Genomic DNA, 25571 nt, shown 5'->3' on the forward strand with positions numbered 1-25571 from the left:
CGACCGGAGCACCGCAGGAGGACCCGTGAGCAATCGCAAGGCCTGGAACGCCGATCCCGAACCACTGCTCCGCGTCGAACCCGGGTTCCGCCTCGACCAGGTGGACCCGGACGGCACCCCGGGCTTCCCCGGCCGAAAGATCGACGGCCTCGAGGCCCTCGCCGCCGGTGCCTCCCGTCTCGCCGCCCTGCAGGAGCGCCTGTACGCGGCGTCGACGGCCGGCGACGAGCGCCGGGTGCTGCTCGTGCTGCAGGCGATGGACACCGCGGGCAAGGGCGGCATCGTCTCGCACGTCGTCGGTGCGGTCGACCCGAACGGCGTGCACTACGCCGGCTTCAAGGCCCCGACGGCCGAGGAGCGCGAGCACGACTTCCTCTGGCGCATCGAGAAGCAGCTGCCGGCAGCCGGGCAGCTCGGCGTGTTCGATCGCTCGCACTACGAGGACGTGCTCGCCCAGCGCGTCCGCGGGCTCGCCGCACCGGACGAGATCGAACGCCGGTACGGCGCGATCACCGCCTTCGAGGACGGCCTCGCCGCCGCCGGCACGACCATCGTCAAGGTGATGCTGCACATCTCGAAGGACGAGCAGCGCGAGCGTCTCGGCGACCGGCTCGACCGCCCCGACAAGCACTGGAAGTTCAACCCGGGCGACATCGACGACCGCCTGCTCTGGGACCGCTACCAGCAGGCGTACCAGATCGCCCTCGACCGCACGTCGACCCCGCAGGCGCCCTGGTACGTCGTCCCCGCGAACCGCAAGTGGTACGCCCGCCTCGCCGTGCAGCAGCTCCTGCTCCGGGCGCTGGAGGACATGCACCTGTCGTGGCCGAAGGCGGACTTCGACGTCGCCGAGCAGCGTCGTCGGCTCGCGGAGTCCTGAGCCACCGGCTCAGGGATTGTGGGTGAGGAACAGCACCCACACCGCCGCGGGCTGCGCGAGCACGCAGCCACCGAGCACGACCCCCCGTCGCAGCGCGGTGCGGTGCAGGATCGGCGCACCGAGCAACGGGGCCGCCGGCAGCAGCAGCCGCGGCAGGCTCTGTTGGGGCAGGAACGTCGCGAAGAGGTAGAGCAGGTACGACGCCGAGCCGAGCAGCGGCACCGAGCCGATCCGGCGGGTCGAGCGTGACGACAGCCACCACCCGGTGGCGCCGACCGCGACGAGCACAGCGACCACGCCGAGCGCGCCCGCGACCCGGTCGGCCTGCAGGAACCACGGTGTCAGCGGCACGAAGTGCTGCACGTCGAGGTGGAGCCGCCACCACGCGAGTTCGGTCTGCAAGTAGGCGTCGGGAAGCCCGGTGACGAGCGCAGCGACGACCGGCCACGCCAGGCCGGCCGTTGCCGTGACGACGCCGGTGACGACGATCGCGACACGCTCCCGCACGGGCACCGGGTCGTGCTGCACGAGCCGGAGCACGGCGTGCAGCGCGAGCGCCAACGGGATCGCGAGCGCCCCGGGCCGGGTGAACGCGAGAACCGTGACGATCGGCAGGACCGTCCAGTAGTGCCGCCGCTGCATCGCGATGAGTGCGGCGAACGCGAGCAGCAGGCCGAGCGACTCGGCGTAGGCGAGCTGCAGGACGAACGACATCGGCCCGAAGGCGAAGAACACGCTCGACCACAGCGCGGTGGTCCGTCCGACATGTGGACGGACCAGGACCATGAGTGCGACGGACGCCGCGCCGCCGAACGCCGTCGCGAGCAGCACCGCGACCACCGCGGGGTCGGCGCCGGTCGTGCTGGCCGCCCGCACGACCGCCGGGAACACGGGCAAGAACGCCCAGGCGTTCTGCTGGACGGCGCCGGTGTCGTCGACGGGCAGCGCGCTCGGGTAGCCCTGCCGCGCGATCTCGAGGAAGTACTGGCCGTCCCAGGCGGTCGAGCGTTCGAAGAACCCCTTCCAGCCGAGCGGGTCGCCGAACCCGACCGGGTCGCTGAACGCGAACCCCACCGTGAGCGTGACGGTCGTCACGACCCGCGCGAGGGCGTAGAGCGCGAGGGTGATGAGGCAATCGGGCAGGGTGCGGGTCGCCGTGCTGTCTCGCATGCTGGCCTCCGTGGTGTCGTTGCGTATATGTTGTTCTGATATCCAATTCGAAGCACACAGCAACGGGGTAATCCTTGAAACTTCGCAGTGGCGGTGGAGGGGTGCTCGTCGTCATCCCCACGTACGACGAGCGCGAGAACATCGAGTCGGTCGTCGCCCGCGTCCTCGCGGCACGCCCCGAGGTCACCGTCCTGGTCGTCGACGACGGCAGCCCGGACGGCACCGGCGCGATCGCGGACGACCTCGCCCAGGACGACGAGCGTGTGCACGTCCTGCACCGCACCGAGAAGGCCGGTCTCGGTGCCGCCTACCTGGCGGGGTTCGCCTGGGGGCTCGAGCGCCACCACGACGTCCTGGTCGAGATGGACGCCGACGGTTCGCACCGGCCCGAAGAACTCGGCAGGTTGCTCGAGCGCTCGGCGGCGGGTGCCGACCTGGTCATCGGCTCGCGCTGGGTGCGCGGTGGCTCGGTCGTGAACTGGCCGTGGCACCGGATCGCCCTGTCGCGCGGCGGCTCGCTCTACAGTCGGCTCGTGCTCGGTGTCCGGGTCCGCGACCTCACCGGGGGCTACCGCGCGATCCGCGCGGACCTCCTCCGTTCGCTCGTCGCCGAGGGCATCGCCTCGGCCGGCTACTGCTTCCAGGTCGACCTCGCCCGACGCGCGCTCCGGGCGGGTGCCGTCGTCGCCGAGGTCCCCATCACCTTCGTGGAGCGCGAGCGGGGCGAGTCGAAGATGAGCGGGGGGATCGTGGTCGAAGCACTCGTGCGCGTCACCGGGTGGGGGCTGCAACGGCTGTTCCGGCTGGGCTCGCCGTGACGCGTCGCGTCCGGTGCGGCCAGGAGGCGCGGATCACCCCGCTCGACCGGCCTGCGTTCGCCTCGGGGCTGGCGTCACGGCACCGGCTCGCGTAGACTCGCTCGGTCGGCCTTCGACGTCGTGACATTGTGATCACGGAAATTCTGCTGGGTGTGTGTTGCTCGAGGGCTGGAATCACGTCGACTCGCGACGGGATGAACCCCCTCTCCGCAAGCAGCCCCCGCCGATGTCGCTGTCGGGCGCTGCGGTACGTTGCGCACCCGAGAAAGCAGCCATGGCCCCGTACAACAAGGGCGGCGCGGACAACCGCGCCTCCGACCGCGTCCGCCACCCGAACGGCACCCCCGCCGCCCGCAGCAGCAAGCACCGCGGGTTCCGCGCCGCCGACTCGTCGCAGCCGCGCCAGAAGCAGCGCTGGGACGCCGAGGAGCGTCGCGGTCGCGCGTCGCAGGGCGAGCGTCCGGCCCGTCCGAACTGGGAGCCGCGTGACAGTGGCGGCCAGCGTCGACCCGACCGCGACGACCGTGGTGGTCGCGGCTTCAACCGTGACGACCGCGCCCCGCGTCGCTTCGATCGTGACGACCGTGCGCCCCGTCGTGACAATGACGACCGTCCGCGTCGTTCGTTCGACCGCGACGACCGCGCTCCGCGTTCGTTCAACCGTGACGACCGTGCGCCGCGCAGCTTCAACCGCGATGACCGTGCGCCCCGTCGTGACAACGATGACCGTCCGCGTCGCTTCGACCGCGACGACCGCGCCCCGCGCAGCTTCAACCGTGATGACCGTGCCCCGCGTCGTGACAACGACGACCGTCCGCGTCGTTCGTTCGACCGTGACGACCGTGCACCGCGTCGTGACAACGATGACCGACCGCGTCGTTCGTTCGACCGTGACGACCGCGCGCCGCGCAGCTTCAACCGCGATGACCGTGCGCCCCGTCGTGACAACGACGACCGTCCCCGTCGCAGCTTCGACCGTGATGACCGCGCTCCGCGCAAGTTCGACCGTGATGACCGCGCTCCTCGTTCGTTCAACCGCGACGACCGTGCGCCCCGTCGGGACAGCGACGACCGTCCCCGTCGCAGCTTCGACCGCGACGACCGCGCCCCGCGCAAGTTCGACCGCGACGACCGCAGCGACCGCACCCCGCGCCGCTCGTTCGACGAGCCCGAGCGCGGCAAGTTCGTGCCCGCAGACGATGTCAAGCTCGAGAAGCTCCAGGCCGAGGCCACCATCGCGGCCGACGTCGAGGGCGTGACCTTCGGCGACCTCGGCATCGGTGGCAACATCTCCCGCGCCCTGCAGGAGCTCGGCGCCTCGAGCCCGTTCCCGATCCAGGCGGCGACGATCCCCGACGTGCTCGCCGGCAAGGACGTCCTCGGCCGTGGCCGCACCGGTTCCGGCAAGACCATCGCCTTCGGTGCGCCGCTGGTCGAGAAGCTCATGGAGCACGGCGGCGGCACCAAGCGCAAGATGGGCCGCGCCCCGCGTGCGCTCATCCTCGCGCCGACCCGTGAGCTCGCCCTGCAGATCGACCGCACGGTGCAGCCGATCGCCCGTTCGGTCGGCCTGTTCACGACGCAGATCTACGGCGGCGTCCCCTACGGCCGCCAGGAGGGCGCACTCGAGCGCGGCGTCGACATCATCGTCGGCACCCCCGGCCGTGTGCAGGACCTCATGAACAAGGGGAAGCTCGACCTCAGCGAGGTCATCATCTCCGTGCTCGACGAGGCCGACCACATGTGCGACCTCGGGTTCCTCGAGCCGGTGCAGGAGATCCTCTCCGCCACGGCCGAGGTCACCCCGCAGGGCAACCGCGCACAGAAGCTGCTGTTCAGTGCGACGCTCGACACCCAGGTCGCGGCGCTCGTCGAGCAGTTCCTGCACGAGCCGAGCGTGCACGAGGTCGCGGGTGAGGACCAGGCGTCCTCGACCATCGACCACCGTGTCCTCGTGGTCGAGCAGCGCGAGAAGGACCGTCTCCTCGAGGAGCTGGTCGCCGGCGACGGCAAGACCATCGTCTTCGCCCGGACCCGTGCCTACGCCGAGCGCCTGGCCGACCAGTTCGAGGACGCCGGCATCCGCGCGACGTCGCTCCACGGCGACCTGAACCAGTCGCGCCGCACGCGTAACCTGCAGCTGCTCACGAGCGGCCGCGTGAACGTGCTCGTCGCCACCGACGTCGCCGCCCGCGGTATCCACGTCGACGACGTCTCGCTCGTCGTGCAGGCGGACGCCCCGGACGACTACAAGGCGTACATGCACCGCTCCGGCCGCACGGGTCGTGCCGGCAAGGAGGGCACGGTCGTGACGATCGTCCCGCGTGGCCGCATCCGCAAGATCGAGGGCATCCTCGAGCGCGCCGAGATCGAGGCGGACCTGGTGCAGGCCGCACCCGGTGACGGCATCGTGTCGGAGCTCGCCGCGCGCTAGTCGCGACCACACGACGGACGGGAGGCCCGGTACCAGCTGGTACCGGGCCTCCCGTCCGTCGTCGAGTGAGCAGAAGACGTCGGGTCGCCGCGGCAGACTCGTCGTCTTCTGCTCACCGGACGCGCGACCGCGCGCGCCCCGCGCGCTCAGCGGTTGAAGAACAGCAGCCCGCGCACGAAGCCGGCCTGCCCGGCGTGCTGCGTGCAGTCGTCCAGGATGCTCACGAGCCGCGCGCCGGCCGTGACGGGCGGGTCCCACGCGTCGTCGACGACGGGGTCGAGGTCGTCCGGGCCGAGCGTGCCGACGTACGCGACGGTGCGCTCGTGCACCGCACGCAGGTACCCGGTGAGCAGCTCGGCAGAGGCCCGAACCCGCCCGACGTCGTCGCGGGACATGCCGTACCCGAGCGCCTCGGCCGGGAACGGCAGCCCGAACCGGTCGTACCAGCCGTCCGCCGTCCAGACCTGCTCGGAGCCGGCGAGCTCGGCGATCTGCACGTCCTGGCCACGCGCGATGTGCCACGCGAGCCACGCGAGGGTGTTCGCCCCGGCGGCAGGTCGTGCCGCGAGCTGGTCTTCGGAGAGCCCGTCGACGGCCCGCTCGACCGTCTCGGGGACGCGGGAGAACGCTTCGGTGAGGAGTTCAGAGGGGGTCATGGCGCTCACGCTACGCGCGGGCCGTGACACCCGCTGTCACACGGCGGCGCTGCGGTGGTGGCGCTCCAGGGCGGCGCCGAGGCCCTCGAACGCGGCGGCGACCACGGCGCGGTCGGACGGTGCGACGACCTGCCGGAACGCATCGGAGTACACGGCGCCGACCTCGCGGGCGACTGCCGTGCCCGACGGCGTGAGGTGCAGCAGCACGCTCCGGCGGTCCTCGGGGTTCGGGCGACGCTCCAGGTGTCCGTGCTTCTCGAGCCGGTCGATCAGCGACGTCATCGCGCCGGTGGTGAGCTCGAGGTACTCGCCGGCCTGCTTCGGGGTGACGCCGTGGCCGCCGGCGGCGCTGAGGAAGAACACGAAGCGGGTGTCCGTGGCGTTCAGTGCGCGGACCGTGCTCTCGTGGTGCAGGACGCGCGCGTGCTGCATCTGGAGCACGCGGAAGGCGGTGAGCAGTCGCGGCAGGTCGGCGTCGGGGTCCGTGTCGGCGGTGACGGGGTCGAGCGCAGTGACGTCGGGCGACATCGGTGCCGGCGGTGTGGTGGGGGCGACGCGTGCCGCGGGGACGGCGGGTGCGTGCGGGGGGAGGACGACCGGGTCGGTGTCCGTCATGGGAGCTCTTCTCGGGTACAGGGTGGGAACTTCAGTCAACAAGTAACTCACTCGTCAAGACACCCCCATCAGTGGGGACATCTCAGGTCTTGTGAGCTGCTCGAGGGCCAAGTAGCTTGATCGTCGTACCACCTCGGCACGTAGCGCGACCAACCACCGCGGGCCCGTCCGAACCACCGATCAGACCTCTTCCTCACGGAGTCCAACCATGTCTCGTGTCACGCCTCGTGCTGCCCGCCTCGCCGCCTGGATCGCCATCCCCGCCGCCCTCGTCGCCTCGGGGGTCGTCGTCTCGACGGCCTCGTACGCGGCGTTCTCCTCGACCACCGTCAACCCGACGAACAACTGGACGGCCGGCAGTGTCGCCCTGTCCGACGACGACAACAACACCGCGCTGTTCACGGCGAACAACCTGAAGCCCGGCTCGACCGGTGCGAACTGCATCGCGGTGACCTCGACCGGTTCGCTGCCCTCGGCCGTGAAGCTCTACGGCACGAACGTCTCGACCACGAAGGACCTGGCGGCGAACGTCAACCTGACCATCGAGCAGGGCACCGGCGGCGGCTTCGGCTCCTGCTCCGGCTTCACCCCGGCCGCCACCGGCGGCTCGCTCTACAGCGGCACCGTCGCGGGCTTCGGCGCCGCCTCGACCAACTACGCGACCGGCGTCGGCACCTGGGCCCCGACCGGCACCGCGTCCGAGACGCGCGTCTACCGCGTCACCTACACGGTCTCGAGCACCGCCCCGAACACCGTGCAGGGCGGCACCGCAGCCCTCGGCTTCACCTGGGAGGCCCAGAACAGCTGAGCCGGGACCGGGGCCGAACCAGCCCCGTCCGTTCCCTCCCCGCAACGCGCCCCCGGTCGAAGGCAGTCATGAGCAGCATCGCAGTGCACGGTGGTCCCGCACCGCACGCAGCGGTCCGTGACGCCGTCGACTGGGGGCGCGTCGTCGTCGCCACCCTCGCCCGCGGCGTGGTCGCGACGCTGCTCGGACTCGCGCTCTGGGCGGCCGCGCCGGCGCTCATCGGGTGGCAGCCGACCACCGTGATGACCGGTTCGATGGAGCCGCGGATCGTCCCCGGCGACGTGGTCGTCTCGCGCCCGGTCGGCTCGGGCGAGATCGCGACGGGCAAGGTCCTGCTGGCCGACGACCCGGACCAGGCGGACCACCTGCGCATGCACCGCTACGTCGAGGACGGGCCCGGCGGCACCATGGTCACGAAGGGCGACGCCAACCCGCAGCAGGACTCCACACCGATCGAGCGCTCCGCCGTGCACGGCATCGCCTTCCTGCGCATCCCGTTCATCGGGACACCGATCCGGTGGATCAGCGCGGGGGAGTGGGGCCTGGTCGCGATGCTCGCGCTCGGTCTGACCGCGGTGCTCGCGCTCTGCACGATCGACGGGTCGCTCCGGCGACTCGTCGAGGCCGAGGCCGAGGCCGACGCCGACGGTGCGGCCGGTGGCCCCGACGACGCTGCCGGTCCGGTGGGCGGTACGGACGACGGCCTGGAGGCGCGGGACGGCGCCGCCACGGGCCTCCCGACCGCTGCGTCCAGCGTCCTCACCCGTCGCGCGCTGCGTCGACGAGCGCGTCGCAGGCGGCGGCTCCGCCGTGTCGGCGGCGGCGCCGCGGTGCTCGTGCTCGCGGCGGCCGCCGGCGTCCTGCTGCCCGGAGCGGCGGACGCGGCCCCGTGGTCACGGACCACCGTCGCACCGACCGCGACCTTCACGGCGGGCACGGCGACCGGTGTCCCCACCCTGACCTGCGCCCCGGCCGGGTCGAACACGGTGACGATCGCCTGGACCTACGACAACGGCGCGACCGTGCCGGTGTCGTTCGACCTGATGAACGGGACGACGCAGGTGGCCAGCACGACCACCGTCGGTGCCCGTTCGATGGTCTACGGGGGCGCCGGACTCCTGAACCTCGGCACCACCTACACGCTGCACCTCCGCACGAACCTCGGCAACAACTGGACGGCGACGAGCACACCGACCGTCAAGGTCCGGGTCGTCTCGGTGCTGGGCCTGGCGTCCGCCAGCTGCGTGACCGCCTGAGTCCTCCACAGGGCACCGCGAGGTGTCCGGAGATGTCCCCGGCCGGCGTTACCGTGGCCGCATGCGCATCCTGCACACCGGCGACTGGCACCTCGGCCGCACACTGCTGGGTGCCGACCTGCTCGAGCACCAGGCCGCGTTCACCGACTGGCTCGTCGACCTCGCCCGCGAGCGCGCGGTCGACCTCGTCGTCATCGCCGGCGACGTCTACGACCGTGCGATCCCGCCGGTGGACGCCGTCCGCATGCTCTCCCGCGTGCTGGAGCGCCTCGCCGAGACCACGACGGTGGTCCTCACGCCGGGCAACCACGACTCCGCCGCGCGGCTCGGCTTCGGTGCCGGCGTGATGGGGCAGCGCGTGCGCATCCTCGCCGAGCCCGCCCACGTGGCCGATCCGGTGCTCGTGCCCGACGACGACGGCCCGGTGGCCGTGTACGGCATCCCGTACCTGCACCCCGACCTCACGCGGTACGCCCTGGCTGCGGTCCCCGACGAACCCCTCGCCCGCTCGCACCACGCCGTCGTGCACGCCGCAACCGAACGGATCCGCGCCGACCTGGCGACGCGGGCCGACACCCGGAGCGTCGTCGTCGCGCACGCCTTCGTCGGGGGCGCCGACCCGAGCGACAGCGAGCAGGACATCCGCGTCGGCGGGGTCGACCGCGTGGCCGAGTCGGTGTTCGACGGGTTCGACTACGTCGCCCTCGGGCACCTGCACGGCCCGCAGCGCGTCGGCGACGACGGCCGGATCCGGTACGCCGGGTCGCCGCTGGCGTTCTCGTTCGGCGAGCGGCACCAGCGGAAGTCCGTGACGATCGCCGACCTCGACGCGGCGGGTGCCGTCACCGTCGAGCTCGTACCGACCCCGGTGCCGCGGCGGCTCGTCGACGTGCGGGGCAGCATCGACGCGATCGAGTCCGGGGAGTTCCGGGCCGATGCCGACGCCTGGGTCCGCGTCGCGGTGACCGACACCGTGCACCCGGAACGCATGTACGCCCGCGTGAAGGACCACTTCCCGCACGCCCTGGCGATCACGCACGAACCGGCGGACCGGCCGGCCGCCACCGCCGCGCGGGCCGTCACCGCGACGTCCGACCCGGTCGAGGTCGCCGGCGACTTCGTGGCCTTCGCCACCGGCGGGCTGCCCGACGACGACGAACGGGCGGTGCTGACCGAGGCGTACGAGGCCGCGGTGCTCGCCCTGCAGCGTGAGGGGGACCGCTGATGTACCTGCACCGACTCGAACTGCGCGCCATCGGGCCCTACCCCGACCTCGTGACCATCGACTTCGCGGCGCTGGCCGCCTCCGGGGTCTTCCTGCTCGAAGGGCCGACGGGTTCCGGCAAGTCGACGATCATCGACGCCGTCGTGTTCGCCCTGTACGGCGGACTCGCCGGTTCCGACGCCAGCTCCGACCGGCTGCACAGCCAGCACGCCGACCCCGCGGTCGAGCCGTTCGTCGAGCTCGTGTTCGAGACCGGTGCTGGCACGTACCGGGTCCGTCGCACCCCGCAGTACGACCGCCCGAAGCAGCGGGGGACCGGCACGGTGAAGCAGCAGGCGTCGGTGCAGCTGTTCCGGCTCGCCGCGCCGACCGACGTCGCCGGCGAACCCATGTCGTCCCGCATCCCCGAGGTCGGGGTCGAGATCGCCCGGATCGTCGGGCTCGACCGCGCGCAGTTCCTGCAGACCGTGGTGCTGCCGCAGGGAGAGTTCGCACGGTTCCTCCGCTCCCCGGGGGAAGACCGCCGGAAGCTCCTGCAGTCGCTGTTCGGCACGCAGGTCTACGACCGCACCGCCGACGAGCTCGCCGCTCGCCGCCGGGCCGTGCAGGCCGAGGTCGAGGGGGCCGACGACCGCGTCCGCGAGGCCCTGGCCCGGTTCGCGCAGGCCGCCGACCTCGCTGACGCCGACGAGTCCGTCGTCCCCGGCACGGTGGCGTCCCTCCGCGCGACGGCCGACGCCGCCGGGGCGGCCCGGACGGCTGCGGCTGCCGCTGCGACGGCGGCGACCGAACACGAACGATCGGTGACGGCCCGTGCGGCCGCCCTCGAGCGACGAGCGGCGCTGCTGCGGCGGCAGGCGCTCCTCGACGACGACGCCCCGGCGATCGAGCAGGCACGGGCCGCGGTCGCGACGGCCGAGCGCGCCGCCCGGGTCGCCGCGGTGGCCGACGGCCTCGACGCCGCGACCGTCCGGGCGGACGACACCGCCGCGGCAGCCGCCCGACTGCGCGAGCAGCACGCACTCGGCGCCGTCGACGCACAGCAGGTCGCCCGGCGCCGCGACTCGCTGACCGACGCCCTGTCCGACGTCCGGCACCTCGTCGCGGTCGAGGCCGACGCAGACGCCAGGCGCACCGCCATCGCCGAGGCCACTGCGACCGCATCGCGCCTCACAGACGACCTCGCCGCCCTCGACACCGCGCTCGAGGCCCGGCCGACGGAACGAGCCCGGATCGTCGAGGCCGCCCGCACCGCCTCGACGACCGCTGCCGACGCCGACGCCGCCGCGCACGAGGTCGCCCGGGTGCAGTCGCTCCGCGCCGACCTGGCCGCCCGCGACCGCGCCGAACAGCGGGTCGCCGGTGCCGAACGCATCGTGGCCGAGGCCCGCCGTCGGGCCACCGAGGCGCTCGACGCCGAACGCTCCCTGCGCGAGCGGCGGATCGCCGGACTCGCCGGAGAGCTCGGTGCCGCGCTGACCCCCGGCGACCCCTGCCCGGTGTGCGGATCGACGGCGCACCCGTCGGTGGCCGCGCCACAGGACGACCACCCGACGATCCAGGCGGTGGAGTCAGCGGGCGACGCCACGCGTACGGCCGACCAGCAGCTCGCCGACGCCGCGGCCGACCTGGCCGTCGAGCGCGCCGAGCACCTCCGGCTGACCGACGTCGTCGGCGCCGTCGACACGGTCGCCCTCGACGCCATGGCGGTGGCCGCCGACGAGCGGGTCCGAGCGGCGCACGACGCCGCGGCGCTGGTGCTGGAGCACGAGCGCGAGCGGACGGCGCACGACACCGCGACGCGGGCGCTCGAGCGCGAGCGGAACGACCTCGACGCCCGGCGCACGGTGCTCGCGTCGACCGCGGCCTCCGACGCCGAGCGGCTCGAGGCCGACCTGCGATCCGTGCACGAGGCGATCGACCGGCTCGCAGCACTGCTCGACAGCGACGACGGCAGCTCGCCTGTGTCGCTCCGGGCCGTGGTCGACGAGCTCGACGGACGGCTGACGGTGCTCCGCGCCGTCGCCGAGGCCGACGACCGCGCGGCTGCCGCTGCCCGCGCCCGCGACGAGCGCAGCGCCGAGGTCGCCCGGGTCCTCGACGAGCAGGGGTTCCCCGACGTCGACGCCGCACGAGCCGGCCTGCTCGAGCCCGACACCGTCGCACGCTTCCGCAGCAGCATCAGCGCAGCCGAGGCCGAACGCGCCGTCGTGCGGGCAGGGCTCGACGACCCCGCGGTGGTGCAGGCGGCCGACGATGATCCGGAGCAGCTGGACGTGCCGGCGGCCCAGGCCGAACGGGTCCGCGCAACGGCCGAGCTCGACGAGGCCACCCGGCTCGCGGTGACCGCTGCCCACCGTGCCGAGGCCGTCGAGCAGTGTGCGACCGAGGTCGACCGCACCGTCCGTGCGCGACAGGAGACCTCGGCCCGCAGCCGCGCGGTCGTCCGGCTCGCCGACGTCGCGAACGGGGTGGCTTCGGTCAACCCGACCGGCATCACGCTCGGCACGTACGTGCTCATGCGGCGCTTCGAGGACGTCGTGGCGGCGGCGAACGACCGGTTGCGCGGCATGCTCGCCGGGCGGTTCACCCTCGAGACCTCCGACGAACGGGAATCCGGGTCACGGGCGCGACGGACGGGGCTCGCCCTCGCCGTGCACGACCACACGACCGACACCGTCCGCGATCCCCGCAGCCTGTCCGGCGGCGAGACGTTCACCGTGTCGCTGTGCCTGGCGCTCGGCCTGGCCGACGTCGTGCAGGCCGAGGCCGGCGGGGTCTCGCTCGGCACCCTGTTCGTCGACGAGGGGTTCGGCACGCTCGACCCAGAGACCCTCGACGACGTCATCGGGCAGCTCTCGCGACTGACCGCGGGCGGGCGACAGGTCGGGATCGTCAGCCACGTCGAGGAACTCAAGCAGCGGATCCCGGAGCGGATCGCGGTGCGACGCACCCCGGCCGGCGGGTCGCAGGTGACGACCACGGTCTGACCTGACCTGACCTGACCCGACCAGACCTGACCTGACCCGACGCTACGGGGTCGGCGTCGACTCCACCGTGCCGTCCGGCGGCGGCAGGATGTCCGCCGCGATCCACGGGAACACCCACTGGAACAGCACGAACACGATGGCGACGAGGAGCACGAGCAGCTCGAGCACCTTCAGGGCGGTGGGGCCGGGCAGCAGCCGCCAGACCAGGGGGAAGATCACTTGGCGGTCTCCGAGAGTTCCTTCGGGGTGCCCTCGGACGCGGGCATCCAGTAGTCGAGCTTCGCGTGCGTCACGAACCGCTCCGCCGCCGACCACATCGGGTGGCAGGCAGTCAGCGTGAGCCATCGGTCCTGGGGGGTCGGTTCCACACCGGGCTTGTTCGGCACCGGCGCGATCGTCTCGATCTTGTCGGGCGTCACGATCTGGCTGTCGGTGACCTTGTAGACGTACCAGACGTCGAACTTCGTCTTCGCGTCGGTGACCCGGACCACGACCGAGTCGCCCTTCTTGAGCTCCGCGATCTGGTTGAGGGGCTTGCCGTAGGTGACCCGGTGTCCGGCGACGGCGAAGTTGCCGGGGGCGCCGGGCATCGCGGTGTCCTGGTAGTGGCCGAGCCCGATCGTGTTGAGGACCTTCTCACGATCCGTGCCCTCGCCGATCGGCCGGTTGTAGTCCTTGCCGAACCGGGGGATCTGCATCGTGCCGAACACGTCCGACAACCCCGGCGGTTCGTCCAGCACGGGTGCGGTGCCGCGGTGCTCGGTGCCCTCGACCTTCGGGGTCTTGACCTGGTCGAGGCCCTGCACGAGCTTCGTCTGCTCGTTCACGGCGACCACGTCGGTCCACCACGCCGTCCACACGACGTACAGGCCGGTGCCGGCGCCCGCGATGATGAGCAACTCGGCGACGAGCGACACGATCGCACCGCCGACCGTCTGCCGTCTGCGCGGGGAACGCCGGGACCGCGAACCGGCTTCGTCGTCCCGTGCGCTGCGGCGCGACGGGAGGGTGTCGTGTGCGGTCACGGGGCTCCTGATCGGCTGGGTGGTCGGACAGGTCTATCAGATCACGGCGACAGGCCGGTGACGACGTTCTCCCCACCCCCGTTAACGTGGGGGCATGGAGTACCGGATCCGCCCCTTCCGCACCGAGGACACCGACGCGGTCGTCGCCCTGTGGGAAACGTGCGGCCTCGTCCGACCCTGGAACGACCCCCGACGTGACATCGCCCGCAAGCTGACCGTCCAGCCCGAGCTCTTCCTGGTCGCCGAGCCGCAGGCCGCCGACGCCGACGTCGTCGCCGCGGGCATGGCCGGCTTCGACGGGCACCGCGGCTGGGTGAACTACCTCGCCGTGCGCCCCGACCTGCAGGGCTCCGGCCTCGGTCGCACCCTGATGGCCGAGTTCGAGCGGCTCCTGACCGACCTCGGCTGCCCGAAGCTCAACCTGCAGGTGCGGGCGGGCAACGAGCAGGTGCTCGGGTTCTACGCGTCCCTCGGCTACACCGACGACCGCACGGTCTCGCTCGGCAAGCGCCTCATCCCCGACGCCTGACCGCGCTCACCCGTCGCACCGTGCGGGTTCGCTCATCCGGTGCGGCGTTGGCGGCTCGGTGCGGTGCTGCAAGTCCGCACCGGGCGGTCAACCTCGCACGGTTCGAACGACTCGGCACCGTGCCCGGCCCCGCCCGGCCCCGCCCGGCCCCGCCCGACCCCGCCGCGACCCACGCGCTACGCCAACGCCAGCGCCACCGACGCCACGAACGCCAGCACGATGCCGATCCACTGCTGCGCGGTCAACCGCTCCCGCAGCACCACCCCGGCCAGCACCACCGTGCCGATCGGGTAGAGCGCGTTGAGCACACTCACGACGGGCAGGGTCGCCGGGTCGTCGCTGCTGTGCAGCCCCGCCTGGATGAACACGTTCGCCATCGCGTCGAAGACGCCGCACACGGCGACGGTGACCAGCAGCCGCGGACCCCATGCGCCACCCGGCCGAGGCTCGCGGACGGCGGCAGCCCCGTCGGGGCGGGCCGACGTCGGGGCGGACACCGGGCCTCCCGTCCGGAGCACGACGACGATCGCCGCCGCACCCAGCAGCACCGCCTGCAGCACCCGCGCGACCACGAGGGGTGCGATGCCCGAGTCTGACGGCGTCATGTCGTAGGCCAGCACGATCCCGCCGAAGCCGCACCCGGCGACGGCGGCGGCGACCACGCCCCGGGCGGTGAGCCGCGCACCCGAGGCGTCCCGGACCACCGCGACCAGGACCACCGCGACGACCGCGACCACGAGCGCGCCGGTCGCCACGGGTGACAGCACCGTGCCGCGGAACACCGCGACGAGCACCGGCACGACGGCCGCGAAGACGGCGGTGACGGGGGAGAGCAGGCTCATCGGTCCGATCGCGAGTGCGGCGTAGAGCAGCAGCACCCCGACGCCGCCGGAGAGTCCGGCGACCGCACCCCAGACCGCGGCCGGCCACGAGAACACGCCACCCAGGACCACCAGTCCGACGAGCAACGGCACGATCCCGATCGCGGCGACCACCGCCGTGACGACGATCGGGCGGACCCGGCGCGAGGCGAGTCCGCCCAGGAAGTCGGCGAACCCGTAGACGATTGCACCGGACAGGCCGAACAGGACGGTGAGCACGGCTCCCATCCTGCCCGGCCCGGTACCCTGCGGTGCGTGAGTGTTCCCTACCAGCGCCTGCCCCGGATCGACGGACGGTGGAGGTGGTGGCGGCCGCTCGTCGCCCTCGCGTTCCTGGCGGGGTGGTACCTCGTGTCGCAGATCGTCATCGCGGTCGCGTACTTCGTGCCGATCCTCCGCGCACAGGGCGCCGACGGTCTGATCCAGTTGCAGAACGACCTGGCGAGCGGTGCGCTCGACCCCACCGACCCGGTCGTGCTCTCGATGTCGCTCGTCTCGCTCGTGGTCCTGCTGCCGGGCATCCTGCTCGCCGTGAAGATCGCGCGGATCGGACCGGCCGGCATCCTGTCGTCGACGCGGTTCCGGGTCCGGTGGGCCTGGACTGCCTGGTGCCTGCTGCCGACGCTCGTCATCGCCGCGGTCATGTTCGTCGTCCAGACCGGCCTGTTCTGGGACGGCGGGATGATCACGACCGACGGCGGCTTCGCCTGGAACCACGACGCGATCGGCCAGTCGACGGTCTCCCTCGGCACCCTCACGCTGACGATCGTCCTCGTCGTGCTGCTCGTCCCGTTCCAGGGCGCTGCCGAGGAGTACATCTTCCGCGGCTTCCTGATGCAGACCGTCGCGTCGTGGATCCCGCGTCGCGTCGGCACGATCATCGCCGTGGCGGTCTCGACGGTCGTCTTCGCGGTGCTGCACATCCCGAACGGCTACAACGTCTGGGGCATCCTCGACGTCGGCTCGTTCGGTCTGATCGCGGCGATCATCGTCCTCCGGACCGGCGGGCTCGAGGCCACGGTCCTGCAGCACGCGTTCAACAACATCATGATCTTCGTGCTGCAGGCGCCCGGCTGGTCCGGGATCGACCTGACCTCGTCGGACGCGAACGGCACGTGGCAGGGGACGCTCGTCACCCTCGTCACGTCGCTCGCGTTCTGGGGCATGGTCGAGTTCCTGGCGTGGTGGCGGGGGCTGGACCGCCGGTTCGCCGGCCACGAGGCGCCCCGGTTCCGCGGTGTGACCCCGGCCTGGGCGGGCGGCGTCCGCTGGACCCGGCCTGGAGGCACGGGCTGGGCGACCACGCCGGCCCGCGCCGACGACGTGGCCGGGTCCGACCACCGTGCCGGCTCCGACACGGACGGCGCTGTGGACAGTGCGGTGGGTGTCGCCGGTCGCCCGTAGGCTCGTGGCATGAGCACCACGCCCGCGTCCGCTGCCGTGCCTGCTCCCGCCGCCGTGTCCAGACCCCGTGCCGCTGCGCTCGACGTGCTGCACCGTGTGTGGGGCTACGACGACTTCCGCGGCGAGCAGGCGGCCATCATCGACCAGGTGGTGGCCGGTGGCGACGCCCTGGTGCTCATGCCGACCGGTGGCGGCAAGTCCCTCTGCTACCAGGTGCCATCGCTCGTCCGCGACGGCGTCGGGGTCGTGGTGTCGCCGCTCATCGCCCTCATGCAGGACCAGGTCGACGCCCTGGCCGCGAACGGCGTGCGCGCCGCGTTCCTCAACTCCACGCAGGGCCCCGACGAACGGTCCCGGGTCGAGCGTGCCGTGGTGCAGGGCGAGGTCGACATGCTCTACCTCGCGCCCGAGCGGCTGCGGCTCGAGTCCACCCGTGCGCTCCTCGACCGGGCGCGCGTCTCGCTGTTCGCCATCGACGAGGCACACTGCGTCGCCCAGTGGGGCCACGACTTCCGCCCGGACTACCTCGAGCTGAGCGTCCTGCACGAGCGGTGGCCGACGGTCCCGCGTATCGCCCTCACCGCCACCGCAACGCCGCAGACCCACCGCGAGATCTCCGCACGGCTCGGCCTCGACGACGCCGCGCACTTCGTCGCCGACTTCGACCGGCCGAACATCCAGTACCGCATCGAACCGAAGACCGGTGCGCTGCAGCAGCTGCTCACCTTCATCCGCACGGAGCACAGCGGCGACGCGGGCATCGTGTACTGCCTGTCCCGCAACTCCGTCGAGCGCACCGCGTCCGCCCTGTCCGAGCAGGGGATCAACGCCCTGCCGTACCACGCCGGCCTCGACGCCCGGGTGCGTGCCCGCAACCAGTCGACGTTCCTGCGCGAGGACGGCGTCGTCATGGTGGCGACGATCGCGTTCGGCATGGGCATCGACAAGCCCGACGTCCGGTTCGTGGCGCACCTCGACCTGCCGAAGTCGGTCGAGGGCTACTACCAGGAGACCGGGCGTGCGGGTCGTGACGGGCTGCCGGCCACCGCCTGGCTCGCGTACGGCCTGAACGACGTCGTGCAGCAGCGGCGGATGATCGACCAGTCCGAGGGTGACGCCGCACACCGTCGGCAGCTCAGCGCCCACCTCGACGCCATGCTCAGCCTGTGCGAGACGATCGAGTGCCGCCGGGTGCGGCTGCTCGCGTACTTCGGGCAGGAGAGCACGGCGTGCGGCAACTGCGACACGTGCATCGCGCCGCCGGAGTCGTGGGACGGCACGGTCCCCGCGCAGAAGCTGCTGTCCACCGTCGTGCGGCTCGAGCGCGAGCGCCGCCAGCGGTACGGCGTCTCGCACCTCGTCGACATCCTGATCGGCAAGCGATCGCCCCGCGTGCAGGAACTCCAACACGACACCCTGGCGACCTTCGGCATCGGCGCCGACCTGTCCGAGGGCGAGTGGCGCGCGGTCGCACGACAGGTGCTGGCCCAGGGCTACGCGGCGGTGTCGGGCGACGGCTTCGGCACGGTCGTCCTCAGTCCGACGAGCGCCGAGGTCCTGACGGGCAAGGTGCAGGTGCGGATGCGTCGCGACCCGGTCAAGGCTCCGCGAGCCGGACGCAGCAGCCGACGGACGGTCGTCACCGACATGCCGCAGGAAGCCGTCGGCCTGTTCGAGGCCCTGCGTGCCTGGCGTGCTGCCGAAGCCCGCGAGCAGGGCGTCCCCGCGTACGTGGTCTTCAACGACGCGACGCTCCGGGGGATCTCCGCCGTCCGACCTGCCGACGTCGACCAGCTCGGCGAGATCTCCGGCGTCGGCGCGGCGAAGCTCGAGCGGTACGGGCGCGCGGTCCTCGACGTCGTCGCCGCGGCCGACTGATCCCCGACCAGCACTGCATGCCGTTCCGGGCATGTGCCCTCCGCGCGCCTCATTACACTCGGTAGCTCGTCACCACGAGGAGGTCCGGTGTCCGGTTCGACGAAGTTCGCCACCGTGCTCAGTCGCGTGGTGGTGACCCCGCTCGCCCGGTTGCTGTGGCGCCCGAAGATCATCGGTCGTCGGAACGTCCCGAAGCGTGGTGCGGTGATCCTCGCGAGCAACCACCGCTCGTTCATCGACTCGCCCGCGATCACGCTCATGGCACCGCGCAAGGTGTCGTTCCTGGCGAAGCAGGAGTACTTCACGGGTTCGGGCCTCAAGGGAGCCGTCTCGCGGGCGTTCTTCGGGGGCATCGGCGCCATCGGGGTCGAACGTGGCGCGGGTGCGGCGGCGCAGCAGGCCCTCGACCTCGGGCTGGCACGACTGCAGGAGGGCGAGGCGTTCGCGATCTACCCGGAGGGCACACGCTCGCTCGACGGCCGGATCTACAAGGGCCGCACGGGTGTGGCGTGGCTGGCGCTGACGAGCGGCGCCCCCGTGGTGCCCGTCGCGCTCACCGGCACCGAGGACGTCCAGCCCGTCGGGTCCCGGCTGCCGAAGCTCGCCCGCGTGACGATCGAGTTCGGGCAGCCGATCGACCTGTCGTCCTTCGGCGAGGCGTCGTCCGGTCGTGCTCGGCGTCACGCGACCGATGCCGTGATGGCGGCGATCCAGGAGCTCAGCGGCCAGGAGCCGGCGAACACCTACAACAACCCGCCCGCGACGATCGTGGAACGGGTCCGTCGTGCACTGCAGCCGGACGACCCGACCGCGGCTGCCGTCGACCCGGACTGATCGCTGCGACTGTCCGGTCACTATTGCACATCTGAAATATCGATGGTTGAATGGCGGACGTGCCGCTCGGCACGCCGCCATCGCCGGTCGCCCGAGAACGACCAGCCACGACATCCAGATCGGACCGTCCGCAGCATGTCCTCCACCCCGCTCTTCGACTCCATCGCCCAGCGTCGCGATCAGGCCGACGCTCCGCACTCCACCGTGCGCTCCGCCCCGTCGCCGGCGATCGCCGTCGTGACCCCGGTACCGACCTCGCCGATGTCCGCGCCCGTCCGCCCGGGTGACTCCACGCTGGTGCCGGCCGCGCTCGTCGCCGCGATCGACGAGATCCCGGTGCGGGTGGCATCGGCCCTGGTGACCGAGGTCACGATCCGCCCCGAGCACCTCGTCCTGGTCGAGACCGTCGCCGACGCCATCACCCGCGCGGTCGTCGACGCCGTCGTGTGCGAGCTGGACCGGATCGCCCGTGACGGCGTCGTCCGCGTCTGACCGGGCCGGGCGCCGCACGATGACGACCCCCGACGACGGCCTGCCCCGGCGCCCACGCGGTGCCGAGCGTCGCGCCGCCGACCGACCGACCGCGCCCCGGCCGCGCCGTGCACGGCACGCTGCACAGCCGGGGCCGCTCCGAGCCGCCGGGGTGGCGGTGCCCCCTCCCGCCACCCCGGTTTCCACCCAGCCCGCACGACGCATCCGGCCCACGCAGCCTGCCGCTCCCGAGCATCCCGCCGCACCCGAGCATCCCGCCGCTCCCGCGGGCCGCCGCCCCGCGTCCTTCCGGATCCCCGCGCGGCGGACCCTTCCCGCCGCGGCGGTGACCGCCGTCACGTGCCTGTTCGTCGCGGTCGGCTCCCCGCAGACCGCCGTCGCAGCTCCGGCCGCTCCGGAACCCACGTCGGCAGCCATCGGCACGCAGCACTTCGTCGCCGACGGTTCGACCGGTCCGACCGCCGGCCGCGACGACTTCTCGGTCGGCCGTGCTGCCGCAGCGCTCCGGGTCCCCGGTGGCTCGGGCTCGACCGGTGGCGCCGCCCGCCCCACGGTCGGTGCGATCCCGGACGCCGGTGGCTTCGGCTCCCGCTGGGTCGTCGGCTGCGCGGCCTGCTCGTCGAACCACCAGGGGGTCGACTTCGCCGCGGCCATCGGGACCCCGGTCGTCGCCGCGCTGCCCGGCCGGGTCGTCTCGGCGGGTGTGCTCGGTGGCTACGGCAACCAGGTCCTCCTGCAGCACGCCGACGGCACCGCGACGCGGTACGGGCACCTGTCGGCGATCGACGTCCGCCCCGGCCAGGTCCTCGGCGCGGGGGAGCGGCTCGGGGCCGTCGGCAACACGGGCGTCTCGACCGGCGCCCACCTGCACTTCGAGGTCATCGCGGCCGGCACCCCGATCGACCCGGCCGCCTGGCTGCAGGCTCGCGGGCTCCTCTGACGGCGTCGGGCGTAGCGTCGGAGCGGTCGCGGCACGGTGTCGCGCCAGGACGGAGACGCACGTGCGAGTGACGGTGTTGGGGACGGGTGCGATGGGCGCCGGCGTGGCGGGATCACTGCTCCGCGACGGCCACGAGGTGACGGTCTGGAACCGCAGTGCCGACAAGGCCTCGCCCCTGGGTGACCGCGGCGCGACGGTGGCGAGCGACCCGGGCACTGCCGTCGAGCACGCCGAGGTCGTCCTGCTCACCCTGTTCGACACCGATGCGGTCGTCGACGTCCTCGAGCAGGCTGCCGGCGACGCCCCGGCCGACGCCGTGTGGGTGCAGGCCTCGACGATCGGGGTCGACGGCACCGCGACGATCGTGCAGCTGGCCGAGAAGTACGGCATCACCCTCGTCGAGGCGATGATGCTCGGCACGAAGGCCCCCGCCGAGCAGGGCAAGCTCACGATGCTCGCGGCCGGCCCGGCGGACCTGCTCGACCGCGTCGACCCCGTGCTCGACGCGATCGGCGCGAAGACCGTCCGCGCCGGTGACCACGTCGGCGACGGCACCGCCCTCAAGCTCGCCGCCAACGCCTGGATCGCTTCGATCACCGCGGCGACCGGGCAGTCCCTGGCCCTCGCGGCGGCGCTCGGGCTCGACCCCGCGCTGTTCCTGCAGGCCATCGAGGGCAGCGCGAGCGACTCCGCCTACGCCCACACCAAGGGCGCCGCGATGATCGCCCGCGAGTTCCCCGCCCAGTTCGCACTCGACGGCCTGCGGAAGGACATCGAGCTCATCACCGATGCCGCCCGGACCACCGGGGTGTCCACCACGCTGCTCGAGGCCCTCGGACGCGTCTACGCCGATGCCAGCGCAGCGGGCCACGGGGGCGACGACATCGCCGCGGTCGGCACCGCGTTCTGACACACGGGCACACGCACCCGCACGGACACGCGCACCCGCACGGACACGCGCACCCGCACGCGCACACGCAGGGATCCGCCGACCGATCAGCCCCGACGGAACAGCCGCCGCAGGCGCTTCGTGAGCCGCCCCACGGCCTCGTCGTTCATGGTGTTGGCGAGGTCGAACGCCTCACGAGCCGGATCTGACCCGGCCTGGATCCGTCGGAGCGCGGCGTCGGCACGGGCCCGCGAGTCGAGCTCGGCGAACGGCATGTCGTCCTCGGGGTGGTGTTCGCCGCGAGGGTCCATGCGGTCCAGGTTACGCGCGACGGAGTCCAGGCTACGCGCGACGGAGGTGGTCCGACCCGGCGTCGAGCTCGTCCACGACGCGGACCATCTCGTCCAGGAAGTCCACGACGACGGCCATCTCGTTGCTCGGCAGGTGCTCGGTGACCTCGAGCGCGCGGGCGTCGAGCTCCTCGATGACCCGGAGCGCGTGCCGCATCGAGGTGCCGGTGGCGGTGAGGATGACACCACGGCGATCGTTCGGATCGGCGTGCCGTTCGACGTGGCCGCTGCGGACGAGCCGGTCGACGAGCGCCGACGTCGACGCCGCGGTGATCTCGAGCCGCTCGGCGAGGTCCTTCGCGTTGACGGTGCGGCCGTCGTGCTCGGCGTCGATCAGGAACCGGAGCGCCAGCAGGGCGTTCTCGCCGATCCCCAGTGCCTCGCGCGCTCGGCGCTGCGCAGCGCTCTCGGCCGTCCGGTACCGCCGCAGGGCGTTGAGGACGTCCACGGCGGAGACCGCGGAGTCCTCGTACCAGTACCCCGCGGTGCTGGTCATCACCTCGGACGTCATGCCCCAATGCTAGACGCTCTAGTTAGATTGTCTAGCGAGCGCGGAGACGGGACACCTGCAACACCCGTGACGCGGTTCTGTAACACCCCGGCAACGCCGGCTCGTTAGGTTCTGGACATGCAGGAGCAGCCGTGCTGAGCCGCCTCGCGGGGAACGTCTTCCACGTGGGGAGCGCGGTGGAGCGCACCGACGTCGTCGCACGCTTGCTCGACGTCTACGTCGCGCGTCGCGAACCGGGCACCCTCGACGACGACCGGCTCGTGTCCACCGAGCTCCGCAGCGTCATCGGGACCACCGGCCCCGCGAACGACCCGGACCGTGCCGCCACCGTCGACGCCCTCGCACTCGACCGGCACGAACCCGCGTCCATCGCCGCCGCGGTCGCCGTCGCCCGCGACCACGCACGCCGCGCCCGCGAGGTCGTCTCGAGCGAGCTCTGGGACTGCCTCGACGTCACGCGGTCGCGGATGCCCCGGAAGATCGCCCCCGACCGGGCGCACGAGTTCCTCGGCTGGGTGCGGGAGCGCAGTGCCCTCGCCATCGGGGTGGTCGAGGGGGATGCCAGCCGTGACGAGGTGTGGGAGTTCTTCACCCTCGGACGCTCGCTCACCCGCTGCGCCTCCACCGCACGGCTGTTGGCGTCGCGGCTGCTCGAGCCGGATGCGGTCACCTCGTGGACGGCGGCGCTCCGGGCGTGCGGCGCGGGCGAGGCCTTCCTGCGCGGCCGTGACCACGCCCCGGTGCCGTCCGACGCCGCCGCCTTCCTGCTCCTCGACGCGCACAGCCCGCGGTCGTTGCGCTTCACGGTGCACCGCGCGGCCGAGTGCCTGGCCGACGTCGCCCCGTCCTGCGTCGCGGACGAGGTCGCCGGGTTCGACGAGGTCCGCGCCCTGCTCGACGGCATCCCGGAAGAGTCGGCGCTCGCGGTGGCGGGTGACGTCGGGCAACGGCTGGCGGTGGCTGCCGACCGCGTCGCCGCGGCCCTCGACGAGCGCGTCTTCGCGTCGTCCGCACCCGTGCTCTGAGCCCGCCCGGCGCGCGTGTCCGGTGCCGGCTCGGCGCACGTGCGGCGGAACCGGGTCGGTCCGCGCGTCGCGACCGCGGCGGTGTGCCCGGGTGGCGCCGGACGGGAGGCCCGTGGCGGCGCCGGTGCGGGCCTCCCGTCCGACGGTCCGTGCGTCACGGGCCGTCAGCCGACGGGCAGGGCGGCCCGCCGGTCCGTCAGACGGCGCTGGAGCGGTCGGCGAGCGTCTCGTCGCGTTCCAGCTCGCGGCGGAGCGCCGCGCGCGAGCCGACCACCGGCACGGCGTGCGTGATCGCCAGGTGCAGCCGCGAGTCGGCGTCGTAGCGCAGCCGGACCCGCTGGTACCGGACGAGCCAGACGAGCGCGATCCCGAGTGCGACGAAGCCCGAGGCCGCGCCGACGACGATCGCCCAGCGTGGGCCGAAGGCGTCGGCGACGGCACCGACGAGCGGGGCGCCGATGGGGGTGCCGCCCGCGAAGATCGCCATGTAGAGCGCCATCACGCGGCCGCGCATCGCGGGCTTCGTCGTGGTCTGCACCAGGGCGTTCGCCGTGGTCATGAAGGTCAGGGACGCGAGCCCGACGAACACCAGCACGATCGCGAAGGTCCAGTACGTCGGGGCGAGGGCAGCGGCGGTGCACGCGAGCCCGAACCCGCCCGCCGCGAGGACGAGGGTGCGCATCCGCGGCTTGTCCCGTCGGGCGGACAGCAGCGCACCGAGCACCGAGCCGACCGCCATCACCGAGTTGAGCAGTCCGAACTCGCCGGCGCCCTGGTGGAACTCGACCCGCGCCATCGTCGAGGTGAAGATCGGGAAGTTCACGCCGAACGTGCCGACGACGAAGATCATGCAGAGCACGACGACGATGTCCGGCCGGGTGCGGACGTACCGGAAGCCGGCGACGATCTGCCCCTTGCCGCGGCCCGCCCGGACCCGTTCGGCGAGCTGGGCGGGGTCGACGAACCGGAGTGCGAGCAGGACGGCCAGGAACGACCCGGCGTTGATGACGAACACCCATCCGGAGCCGATCGCCGCGATGAGCACACCGGCGACCGCGGGGCCGATCAGGCGTGCGGCGTTGAACGACGCGGAGTTCAGGGCGACGGCGTTCGAGACGTCCTCGCCCTGCACGACGTCGGAGACGAAGGCCTGCCGGATCGGGGCGTCGAACGCGGCGACGATGCCGAGTGCCAGGGCGAAGCCGTACAGCGCGAGCAGGGTGGCGGTGTGCGTGAGGACCATGACGCCGAGTCCCAGCCCGAGCAGCCCCATCAGGCCCTGGGTGAGCATGAGCATCTTCCGGCGGTCGAACCGGTCGGCGGCGAGCCCGGTGAGCGGCAGGAGCAGCAGCTGGGGGCCGAACTGCAGGGCCATCGTGATGCCCACCGCGACGGCGTTGTTGTCCGAGAGCTGGGTCAGCACGATCCAGTCCTGGGCGGTGCGCTGCATCCAGGTGCCGACGTTCGACACCAGGGCTCCGGCGAACCAGATGCGGTAGTTGCGTCCGGCGAGGGAGCGGAACATGGCGGTCACTGCTGGGCCAGCCTCCTCATGATCTCGGTGGCGTCGGCGAGGGTGCCCCGCTCGTCGGCGGTGAGTGCTGCGAGCCGCGGGGAGAGCCAGCCGTCGCGGCGGCGTCGGGTCTCCTCGACGAAGGCGGCTCCGGCGGGCGTCGCGCCGAGCAGCACCTTGCGGCGGTCGTCGCCGTGCCCGCACTTGGACACCAGGCCCCGCTCGACCAGCACTGCGACCGTCTTCGTCATCGAGGGCGGGGTGACGCCGTCCTGTCGGCTCAGGTCGGCCAGGGTCATGGCGCCGTCGCGGTGCAGGCGGGCGAGGGCGGAGAACTGCGCGTCCGTGACGCTCGAGTCGGCCTTCTGGGCACGGAGGGTGCGGGACAGCCGGTTCACCGCGATGCGGAGGTCGGTGGCGTCGGTCATCGGTCGTTAGCCTATCTCAT

25 protein-coding genes are annotated in these 25571 nt (G+C 72.7%); 15 read left to right on the forward strand and 10 right to left on the reverse strand.

What is annotated here, in order from left to right; translation table 11 throughout:
* The first annotated feature begins 25 nt into the window (after positions 1-25).
* On the forward strand, positions 26-880 hold the full coding sequence (locus DEJ08_RS03190; protein WP_181433175.1) for a polyphosphate kinase 2 family protein: 855 nt from the start codon (positions 26-28) through the stop codon (positions 878-880).
* Positions 881-889: 9 nt separating this feature from the next.
* On the opposite strand, the gene DEJ08_RS03195 is transcribed toward DEJ08_RS03190, so the two are convergent.
* Positions 890-2050: a mannosyltransferase family protein gene (locus DEJ08_RS03195; protein ID WP_111053779.1), complete on the reverse strand. Its 1161-nt coding sequence runs from the start codon at positions 2048-2050 to the stop codon at positions 890-892.
* 74 nt (positions 2051-2124) lie between these two features.
* On the opposite strand from DEJ08_RS03195, the gene DEJ08_RS03200 reads away from it, so the two are divergent.
* Together DEJ08_RS03200 and DEJ08_RS03205 are read left to right on the forward strand one after the other, a co-directional pair.
* The gene (locus DEJ08_RS03200) at positions 2125-2868 is read left to right on the forward strand and encodes a polyprenol monophosphomannose synthase (RefSeq protein ID WP_111053778.1); all 744 of its coding nucleotides are present in this window, start codon (positions 2125-2127) and stop codon (positions 2866-2868) included.
* Positions 2869-3142: 274 nt separating this feature from the next.
* On the forward strand, positions 3143-5302 hold the full coding sequence (locus DEJ08_RS03205; protein ID WP_111053777.1) for a DEAD/DEAH box helicase: 2160 nt from the start codon (positions 3143-3145) through the stop codon (positions 5300-5302).
* Positions 5303-5448: 146 nt separating this feature from the next.
* Here DEJ08_RS03205 and DEJ08_RS03210 read toward each other — a convergent pair whose 3' ends face one another.
* Both DEJ08_RS03210 and DEJ08_RS03215 read right to left on the reverse strand, forming a co-directional pair.
* Complete coding sequence (locus tag DEJ08_RS03210) at positions 5449-5958, reverse strand: mycothiol transferase (RefSeq protein WP_111053776.1); 510 nt, start codon at positions 5956-5958, stop codon at positions 5449-5451.
* Positions 5959-5994: 36 nt separating this feature from the next.
* Positions 5995-6573 (reverse strand): MarR family winged helix-turn-helix transcriptional regulator, encoded by a 579-nt coding sequence (locus DEJ08_RS03215; protein WP_111030860.1) that lies wholly within the window; start codon positions 6571-6573, stop codon positions 5995-5997.
* A 208-nt stretch (positions 6574-6781) separates the two neighbouring features.
* On the opposite strand from DEJ08_RS03215, the gene DEJ08_RS03220 reads away from it, so the two are divergent.
* From DEJ08_RS03220 to DEJ08_RS03235, 4 genes are all read left to right on the forward strand, one after another.
* Positions 6782-7381 (forward strand): M73 family metallopeptidase, encoded by a 600-nt coding sequence (locus DEJ08_RS03220; protein WP_110858866.1) that lies wholly within the window; start codon positions 6782-6784, stop codon positions 7379-7381.
* Between the two features lie 68 nt (positions 7382-7449).
* Entirely contained in the window at positions 7450-8637 is a 1188-nt protein-coding gene (locus tag DEJ08_RS03225) for a S24/S26 family peptidase (protein WP_111053774.1), read from the forward strand.
* Positions 8638-8698: 61 nt separating this feature from the next.
* A complete protein-coding gene (locus DEJ08_RS03230; RefSeq protein WP_111039944.1) occupies positions 8699-9862 on the forward strand; it encodes a metallophosphoesterase family protein in 1164 nt (387 codons plus the stop codon).
* Positions 9862-12852 (forward strand): AAA family ATPase, encoded by a 2991-nt coding sequence (locus DEJ08_RS03235; RefSeq protein WP_111053773.1) that lies wholly within the window; start codon positions 9862-9864, stop codon positions 12850-12852. Before DEJ08_RS03230 ends, DEJ08_RS03235 begins: the two co-directional genes overlap by 1 nt.
* A gap of 42 nt (positions 12853-12894) precedes the next feature.
* Here the strand turns inward: DEJ08_RS03235 and DEJ08_RS03240 are convergent, their stop codons facing one another.
* Together DEJ08_RS03240 and DEJ08_RS03245 are read right to left on the reverse strand one after the other, a co-directional pair.
* A complete protein-coding gene (locus DEJ08_RS03240; protein WP_156463787.1) occupies positions 12895-13071 on the reverse strand; it encodes a hypothetical protein in 177 nt (58 codons plus the stop codon).
* Positions 13068-13877 (reverse strand): class E sortase, encoded by an 810-nt coding sequence (locus tag DEJ08_RS03245; RefSeq protein ID WP_241660484.1) that lies wholly within the window; start codon positions 13875-13877, stop codon positions 13068-13070. The genes DEJ08_RS03240 and DEJ08_RS03245 overlap by 4 nt, the downstream gene beginning before the upstream one ends.
* A 94-nt stretch (positions 13878-13971) precedes the next feature.
* Between DEJ08_RS03245 and DEJ08_RS03250 the strand changes: the two genes are divergently transcribed.
* Complete coding sequence (locus tag DEJ08_RS03250) at positions 13972-14406, forward strand: GNAT family acetyltransferase (RefSeq protein WP_111053772.1); 435 nt, start codon at positions 13972-13974, stop codon at positions 14404-14406.
* 176 nt (positions 14407-14582) lie between these two features.
* Here DEJ08_RS03250 and DEJ08_RS03255 read toward each other — a convergent pair whose 3' ends face one another.
* On the reverse strand, positions 14583-15506 hold the full coding sequence (locus DEJ08_RS03255) for an EamA family transporter (protein ID WP_111055326.1): 924 nt from the start codon (positions 15504-15506) through the stop codon (positions 14583-14585).
* 36 nt (positions 15507-15542) lie between these two features.
* Between DEJ08_RS03255 and DEJ08_RS03260 the strand changes: the two genes are divergently transcribed.
* The 6 genes from DEJ08_RS03260 (at position 15543) to DEJ08_RS03285 (ending at position 21745) form a co-directional block, all read left to right on the forward strand.
* Positions 15543-16691, forward strand: coding sequence for a CPBP family intramembrane glutamic endopeptidase (locus DEJ08_RS03260; RefSeq protein WP_111055327.1), 1149 nt, complete (start codon positions 15543-15545; stop codon positions 16689-16691).
* 9 nt (positions 16692-16700) lie between these two features.
* A complete protein-coding gene (gene recQ / locus DEJ08_RS03265; RefSeq protein WP_111055328.1) occupies positions 16701-18569 on the forward strand; it encodes a DNA helicase RecQ in 1869 nt (622 codons plus the stop codon).
* 87 nt (positions 18570-18656) lie between these two features.
* Positions 18657-19403 (forward strand): lysophospholipid acyltransferase family protein, encoded by a 747-nt coding sequence (locus DEJ08_RS03270; protein ID WP_111055329.1) that lies wholly within the window; start codon positions 18657-18659, stop codon positions 19401-19403.
* 135 nt (positions 19404-19538) lie between these two features.
* Positions 19539-19895, forward strand: coding sequence for a hypothetical protein (locus DEJ08_RS03275; RefSeq protein ID WP_111055330.1), 357 nt, complete (start codon positions 19539-19541; stop codon positions 19893-19895).
* Between the two features lie 325 nt (positions 19896-20220).
* Complete coding sequence (locus tag DEJ08_RS03280) at positions 20221-20835, forward strand: M23 family metallopeptidase (RefSeq protein WP_220035469.1); 615 nt, start codon at positions 20221-20223, stop codon at positions 20833-20835.
* A gap of 73 nt (positions 20836-20908) precedes the next feature.
* A complete protein-coding gene (locus tag DEJ08_RS03285) occupies positions 20909-21745 on the forward strand; it encodes an NAD(P)-dependent oxidoreductase (protein WP_258367251.1) in 837 nt (278 codons plus the stop codon).
* An 86-nt stretch (positions 21746-21831) separates the two neighbouring features.
* Here DEJ08_RS03285 and DEJ08_RS03290 read toward each other — a convergent pair whose 3' ends face one another.
* Together DEJ08_RS03290 and DEJ08_RS03295 are read right to left on the reverse strand one after the other, a co-directional pair.
* Positions 21832-22035 carry a hypothetical protein gene (locus DEJ08_RS03290; RefSeq protein ID WP_027465064.1) on the reverse strand — a complete coding sequence of 68 codons (204 nt, stop codon included), beginning with the start codon at positions 22033-22035 and terminating at the stop codon, positions 21832-21834.
* Between the two features lie 31 nt (positions 22036-22066).
* Positions 22067-22585 (reverse strand): MarR family winged helix-turn-helix transcriptional regulator, encoded by a 519-nt coding sequence (locus tag DEJ08_RS03295; RefSeq protein ID WP_110864346.1) that lies wholly within the window; start codon positions 22583-22585, stop codon positions 22067-22069.
* Between the two features lie 131 nt (positions 22586-22716).
* Between DEJ08_RS03295 and DEJ08_RS03300 the strand changes: the two genes are divergently transcribed.
* On the forward strand, positions 22717-23610 hold the full coding sequence (locus DEJ08_RS03300) for an alpha-E domain-containing protein (RefSeq protein ID WP_071406023.1): 894 nt from the start codon (positions 22717-22719) through the stop codon (positions 23608-23610).
* A gap of 196 nt (positions 23611-23806) precedes the next feature.
* On the opposite strand, the gene DEJ08_RS03305 is transcribed toward DEJ08_RS03300, so the two are convergent.
* Both DEJ08_RS03305 and DEJ08_RS03310 read right to left on the reverse strand, forming a co-directional pair.
* Positions 23807-25144 (reverse strand): MFS transporter, encoded by a 1338-nt coding sequence (locus DEJ08_RS03305; protein WP_372439462.1) that lies wholly within the window; start codon positions 25142-25144, stop codon positions 23807-23809.
* Positions 25141-25551 (reverse strand): MarR family winged helix-turn-helix transcriptional regulator, encoded by a 411-nt coding sequence (locus DEJ08_RS03310; RefSeq protein WP_111055332.1) that lies wholly within the window; start codon positions 25549-25551, stop codon positions 25141-25143. The genes DEJ08_RS03305 and DEJ08_RS03310 overlap by 4 nt, the downstream gene beginning before the upstream one ends.
* Positions 25552-25571: the final 20 nt, after the last annotated feature.

The organism is Curtobacterium sp. MCLR17_054 (assembly GCF_003234335.2).
GTDB classification, from domain to species: Bacteria; Actinomycetota; Actinomycetes; order Actinomycetales; family Microbacteriaceae; genus Curtobacterium; species Curtobacterium flaccumfaciens.

Excerpts from the sequence above, each read along its gene's own strand:
- DEJ08_RS03310 (WP_111055332.1), bottom strand. The coding sequence starts at position 25,551 with ATGACCGACGCCACCGACCTCCGCATCGCGGTGAACCGGCTGTCCCGC.
- DEJ08_RS03250 (WP_111053772.1), top strand. The coding sequence starts at position 13,972 with ATGGAGTACCGGATCCGCCCCTTCCGCACCGAGGACACCGACGCGGTC.
- DEJ08_RS03230 (WP_111039944.1), top strand. The coding sequence starts at position 8,699 with ATGCGCATCCTGCACACCGGCGACTGGCACCTCGGCCGCACACTGCTG.
- DEJ08_RS03225 (WP_111053774.1), top strand. The coding sequence starts at position 7,450 with ATGAGCAGCATCGCAGTGCACGGTGGTCCCGCACCGCACGCAGCGGTC.
- DEJ08_RS03205 (WP_111053777.1), top strand. The coding sequence starts at position 3,143 with ATGGCCCCGTACAACAAGGGCGGCGCGGACAACCGCGCCTCCGACCGC.
- DEJ08_RS03215 (WP_111030860.1), bottom strand. The coding sequence starts at position 6,573 with ATGACGGACACCGACCCGGTCGTCCTCCCCCCGCACGCACCCGCCGTC.
- DEJ08_RS03235 (WP_111053773.1), top strand. The coding sequence starts at position 9,862 with ATGTACCTGCACCGACTCGAACTGCGCGCCATCGGGCCCTACCCCGAC.
- DEJ08_RS03275 (WP_111055330.1), top strand. The coding sequence starts at position 19,539 with ATGTCCTCCACCCCGCTCTTCGACTCCATCGCCCAGCGTCGCGATCAG.
- DEJ08_RS03210 (WP_111053776.1), bottom strand. The coding sequence starts at position 5,958 with ATGACCCCCTCTGAACTCCTCACCGAAGCGTTCTCCCGCGTCCCCGAG.
- recQ (WP_111055328.1), top strand. The coding sequence starts at position 16,701 with ATGAGCACCACGCCCGCGTCCGCTGCCGTGCCTGCTCCCGCCGCCGTG.
- DEJ08_RS03195 (WP_111053779.1), bottom strand. The coding sequence starts at position 2,050 with ATGCGAGACAGCACGGCGACCCGCACCCTGCCCGATTGCCTCATCACC.
- DEJ08_RS03220 (WP_110858866.1), top strand. The coding sequence starts at position 6,782 with ATGTCTCGTGTCACGCCTCGTGCTGCCCGCCTCGCCGCCTGGATCGCC.
- DEJ08_RS03295 (WP_110864346.1), bottom strand. The coding sequence starts at position 22,585 with ATGACGTCCGAGGTGATGACCAGCACCGCGGGGTACTGGTACGAGGAC.
- DEJ08_RS03290 (WP_027465064.1), bottom strand. The coding sequence starts at position 22,035 with ATGGACCCTCGCGGCGAACACCACCCCGAGGACGACATGCCGTTCGCC.